The sequence below is a fragment of the Streptomyces sp. NPDC004561 genome, assembly GCF_053602155.1.
The window spans coordinates 1-4,961 of sequence record NZ_JBSGDB010000589.1 but is presented as its reverse complement, the minus strand read 5'-3'; the positions used below and the strand labels follow the sequence as shown (position 1 = coordinate 4,961).

The window sequence follows — 4,961 nt, the reverse complement described above, 5'->3', positions numbered from 1 at the left end:
GCTGAATGCGCGTCGCGCCCCGGGCGGGGATCCAGTGGGCGGCCGCTCCGGTGCCCGCGCGACCTCCTTATTCCCCAGGGAACTTGGTGGCCCTTCCGCGCCCTGGCGCATGCCACCGGCACATGTCTCACCGCCCGTCACCCCGGAGTGATCGCATGCAGACGTCCGCCCCCTACCTCCACCGAGCGGCGTCCCGCCGCCCCTACTTCAGCGCCGACGGCGAGACGTACCTCGCACCGACGCCACTGCGCGACATCGACAAGACCCGGCCCCTGAGGGTGCTGTCCGAGGAGGACTTCGCCTTCTGGCAGACGTACGGCTACGTCGTCGTCCGCGAGGCCATCACCCCCGGCGAGGCCAAGGGCCTGCTGGACTTCGCCTGGCATTTCCAGGGCCTAGACCCCGACCGCCCCGAAACCTGGTACACGGAACCGGAGTTCCGCTCCGAACTGGACCAGCACCTCTACATCTACGGCTTCGTCGAGGCCTACCACCACCAGCTCATCTGGGACAGCCGCCAGACCCGGCGCGTCCACGACGCCTTCGCCGACGTCTGGGACTGCGAGGAGCTGTGGGTCACCCTCGACCGGCTCAACCTCAACCCGCCCAACGTCCACTCCCGTTCGCGCTCCCTGATCGAACCCACCGACGAGGGCTTCGACATCGAACTGCACTGGGACGTCGACACCACCCTCGCCGTCCTCCCGCAGCGCGTCCAGGGCATCATCGCCCTCAACGACACCCGGCCCGAACTCGGCGGCTTCCAGTGCGCCCCGGAACTCTTCCGCCGCTTCGAGGAGTGGCGCGTGGGCCGGCCGGCCGGCCGCGACCCGGTCCGCCCGGGCACCGACCGCGCCGAGTTCCCGGTCGTCCGCCCCGACCTCCAGGCCGGCGACCTGCTCATCTTCAACGGGCTGCTGGCGCACGGCGTGGCGCCGAACCTCTCTGACAACGGTGTCCGAGCCGTCCAGTACCTGTCGATGATGCCCGCCCTCGAAGAGCACACGGCCCTGCGCGACTCCCGTGTGGCGTCGTGGCGCACCCTCGCCACCCCCGACTGGAACGCCACCCTGCTGGGCGACGCCGACCGGCCGGAGGCCCTGCGCTACGGCCCCGCCGAACTGAACGGCCTGGGCCGCAGGCTGCTCGGCCTGGACTCCTGGGCCACCGGGGAAGAGGCACAGTGAACCGGATCTGCCTCTGCCTGCCCACCAACCGCGCCTGCTCCGCCACCATCACCGCACTGCACGCCGAAGCCGCCTACGCGGCCCGCCGCTTCGGCACCGACGTCCAGCTGCTGATCCTCGACTCCTGCGACGAGCGCACCCGTACGCAGCACAGCCGAACCGTCGCCGAACTGCCCCCGGTGCCGGACGTGACCGTCCACCACCTCGACGAGCGACGGCAGCGCGCACGGCTGCGCCGGCTGATCGACCGGGCCGGCCTGCCCGAGCCCGAGCGGCTGCTGCGCCTGATGCTCCCGCCCGCCGTCTCCTACGGCGCCTGCACCAACCGCGCCTTCCTGTTCGCCGCCGCACTCGGCTGCCACTCGGTGCACCGCAGGGACTCCGACAGCGCCTACCAACTGCACGCCGGTCGACCGGTGTTCCCCGTGCACCAGGAACTGCCCTGGCTGGGCCGGCCCGCCGCCGAGGCCATGGCCGCCGGGCTGCACACCGACCTCGACCCGGCCCACGCCCACCGCCCGGTCTCCATGGCCGGCGCCTCCTTCATCGGCGAACTCTCCGTCGACATGGGCGAGATACGGCGCCTGGACGAAGGCGTCCACCACGACGTGGTCAGCCTGTGGGCGCCGGGCGACTGGCCAGAGGAGCGCAAACGGGAACTGGTGGCGGAGTCCTTCACGGGAGCGGGCACGGCCCCCTTCACCGGCGACCGCTCGACCCTCACCCTGGTCGACCCCATGCGCGTCGACATGTGCAACATCGCCTTCGACCACGCGGTGTACGAACGGATCCCGCTGCCGCCCGCCACCGACACCATCGGCAGCGACTACTTCCTCACCCACCTGGTCCACGACGCCGGCCTGCCCGGCATCCTGCACAACCGGCACATCATGAACTTCCACACCCCCGAACGGCGCACCGGCAGCGGCTTCTCGGCCTACCAGAGGCGGTTCGTGAAGTTCCTGCTGTCGATGCTCTACTTCCACCACGTCTACGACCGGATGACGGCCGAAGGCGCCGCACTGCTGGACGAGCGGCACCGGGTACGGCCCGACCGGATCGTGCACCTCCTGCGCGAGAGCACCACCCTGGACCGCACGGAGAACATCTGGCGCCTGGACCGGGTGGACACGGCGTACCGCAAACTCGGCGGCCGCTACGAGACGTTCGCCGAACAACTTGCCTTACAGCGAGCCGAGTTGCTGGACGAGGCGGAGCGGGACATCGAGGACTTCGCCTACCTGACGGAGGCCTGGCCGGCACTTATGGAGGGGACCCGCACATGAGCGTGCCCCGGGGCGCACTCGCCGAGCCCCTCGCCGCCGCCGGTACCGACCGCATCGTCTACGACCTCACCGGCATCGAGCGTCAGTACGGCACCCTGCTGGACGAACTGCCCGGAATCCACGTCCGGTTCGCGCTCAAGGCGTGCCCCGTCGACGAGGTCCTGCGCTGCCTGGCCGCCCTGGGCGCCGGGTTCGACGCGGCGAGCCCCGCCGAGATCGCCCAGGCCCTCCAAGCCGGCGCGCCGCCGGACCGCATCCACTACGGCAACACCGTCAAGTCCGACCGGGACATCGCCGAAGCCCACCGCATGGGCGTCCGCACCTTCGCCACCGACAGCGTCGAGGACGTCACCGCGATCGCCCGGCACGCCCCCGGCGCCCGGGTGTTCTGCCGCCTCGCCACCAGCGGGGAGGGCGCCCTGTGGGGCCTGAACCGCAAGTTCGGCTGCGCCCCCGAGGACGCCGTCCGGGTGCTGGCCACGGCCCGCGCGGCCGGCCTCACCCCGGCGGGTCTGTCCGTGCACGTCGGCTCCCAGCAGATGACGTGCGAGGCCTGGCAGCAGGCCCTCGACACCCTCGCCGAGACCCTGACGGCGCTGGCCGGGCGGGGGATCGTACCCGACCACGTCAACCTCGGCGGCGGCCTGCCCGCGCTCGGCTACCGGGACCGCCACGGCGACCCCCTCGACCCGCCCCTCGACAAGATCCTCACCGTGCTCCGCGAGGGCATGGAACACCTGCGCGCCCTGACCCCCGCACCGCTCGGCTTCGTCATGGAACCGGGCCGTCACCTGGTCGCCGACCACGGCGCCGTACGCGCCCACGTCTCCCGGCTGACCCGGCGCCGGCAGCCGGACGGCGAGGACGCGCACTGGCTCTACCTGAGCTGCGGCAAGTTCAACGGCCTCTACGAGATGGACCAGGTGACACACCGGCTGGTCTTCCCCGGCCACCCGGAGACGGGGGAGCACGTCCCCGCGGTCGTCGCCGGCCCCACCTGCGACAGCGACGACGCCTACGGCGGCGGCCGGCACCGGGTGCGGGTGCCGCGGGGCCTCGCCTCCGGCGACCTCCGCCGTGCCCGGTCTCTCCGTGTCTCGTTGTGCCAGGTGGTGTCCCGTGCCGTCACACCAGGTCGTCGCGGCTGACGTCACGCCGCCGCACGGCCGGTCCGTCCGGGCCGAGTTCCAGGACGTCCTCGCACGTGGCGGTGCACAGGATCGTCGCCTGACCGCCGCGCGGGGTCTCGATGAGCAGGACGTAGGAGCGTACGGTCACCGTCGTCCCCTCCTGTCCGGTCACCGACACCATGCCCAGCCAGTGGCGGCGCTGGATGCCCTGCGCGGCGAAGTGGTCGATCGCCTTGCGGGCGCCCGCCCCGATCGCCTCGCGGCCGACCGTCGGCTCGGGCTGCGCGTTCGCCGCGAAGACGGCTTCCTCGGTGAAGGTGTGCATCCACGCGTCCACCTCGCCGTCGTCCAGCAGTTGCATCTGCCGCGCGTAGAACTGCTGGACCTGCTGGTACAGCTCCACCGAGGACTGCTGTCCCCGCAGGGGGGCCTCCTGCACGCTCATCGGGACTCCTCATCGCTTCCTGGCGTCGGTCCGGACCCGGGGCCCGGGTCCGCTCCCCACCTTCCAGGCGGCCCCTCGTGCGCCCCTCAACAACCGATCGACCACCCGGGTAGTTGCGGGTCATACCTCGATCTGCTCGAAGATGTGCGGGTACGACACGATGTCGTCGGGGAACTCGGCCGCCATGCGCTGGAACTCCGGGCTGCCGAACGCCGTGGCGAGAGCCTGGGCCGACTCCCAGACCGCGACGTTCATCAGAAGTTGACTGCCCGCCGTTCCCTTGTGCATCTGCAGGGAGACGAATCCCGGCTGAGCCTTCATGAACTCCGCCTGCCTCCGAAAGAGAGTCAGGAACGCTTCCGTCCTCTCCTTCGGAACGAAGAAGGTGTTGGCCAGGACGATGGGCCCGGTCTTCTCCTTGAACTGCGCGAACATCGGCGTCATCGGGTCCAGGCTCTCCAGCTTGGCCATCTTCGGTACTTCCTCTCGCTGTCGGTTCTCCCACGGCACCGAGGCCGGCCACCGCCGCACTGAATCCGGCGACGCTCACGACGCTCGCTTGTCCCTACGGATACTGCTTTCCGGGGACCGTTCCATCGTCCCGGCGAAAGCGGGCCGTGAAGTCAGCCGCAGTTCCCGTTCCGAAGGGCGACTTCGGTCGGACCGCGCGAAGCAGTGTCAGACCTGGGGATGACAGCGGACCGTTCCTGATCAGCGAGCAGGAGTGAGTATGGGACTCGAACCTGGTCGGCTGGTGCGTCCCGAACGGTTGTGGATGCACTGCACACCGATGAGCCCGTTCGCCCTGGCCACGGCCAGGGGAACGGGCTCAACTGTGTTCAGTGCGGGGCGTTGGGCAGGTACTCCGGAGGTGGTTTCCTTGGCACCCGTAATGTCAGTCAACTGTTATGCG

General features: G+C 70.5%; 5 protein-coding genes. 3 read left to right on the top strand and 2 right to left on the bottom strand.

Annotated elements, in window-relative coordinates:
- Nucleotides 1–155: 155 nt before the first annotated feature.
- From ACWEN3_RS41405 to ACWEN3_RS41395, 3 genes are read left to right on the top strand one after another with little or no spacing between them, the layout of a single operon-like run.
- Complete coding sequence (locus tag ACWEN3_RS41405; RefSeq protein ID WP_452982369.1) at nucleotides 156–1,187, top strand: phytanoyl-CoA dioxygenase family protein; 1,032 nt, start codon at nucleotides 156–158, stop codon at nucleotides 1,185–1,187.
- On the top strand, nucleotides 1,184–2,473 hold the full coding sequence (locus ACWEN3_RS41400) for a DUF6271 family protein (RefSeq protein WP_452982366.1): 1,290 nt from the start codon (nucleotides 1,184–1,186) through the stop codon (nucleotides 2,471–2,473). The genes ACWEN3_RS41405 and ACWEN3_RS41400 overlap by 4 nt, the downstream gene beginning before the upstream one ends.
- A complete protein-coding gene (locus ACWEN3_RS41395; protein ID WP_452982364.1) occupies nucleotides 2,470–3,621 on the top strand; it encodes a type III PLP-dependent enzyme in 1,152 nt (383 codons plus the stop codon). Before ACWEN3_RS41400 ends, ACWEN3_RS41395 begins: the two co-directional genes overlap by 4 nt.
- On the opposite strand, the gene ACWEN3_RS41390 is transcribed toward ACWEN3_RS41395, so the two are convergent.
- Both ACWEN3_RS41390 and ACWEN3_RS41385 read right to left on the bottom strand, forming a co-directional pair.
- Nucleotides 3,599–4,048 (bottom strand): nuclear transport factor 2 family protein, encoded by a 450-nt coding sequence (locus ACWEN3_RS41390; RefSeq protein WP_452982361.1) that lies wholly within the window; start codon nucleotides 4,046–4,048, stop codon nucleotides 3,599–3,601. The two genes, ACWEN3_RS41395 and ACWEN3_RS41390, sit on opposite strands and share 23 nt — an antisense overlap.
- Nucleotides 4,049–4,168: 120 nt before the next feature.
- Nucleotides 4,169–4,519, bottom strand: a complete 351-nt coding sequence (locus tag ACWEN3_RS41385) for an antibiotic biosynthesis monooxygenase family protein (RefSeq protein ID WP_452982358.1) — start codon at nucleotides 4,517–4,519, stop codon at nucleotides 4,169–4,171.
- Between the last annotated feature and the right edge of the window lie 442 nt (nucleotides 4,520–4,961).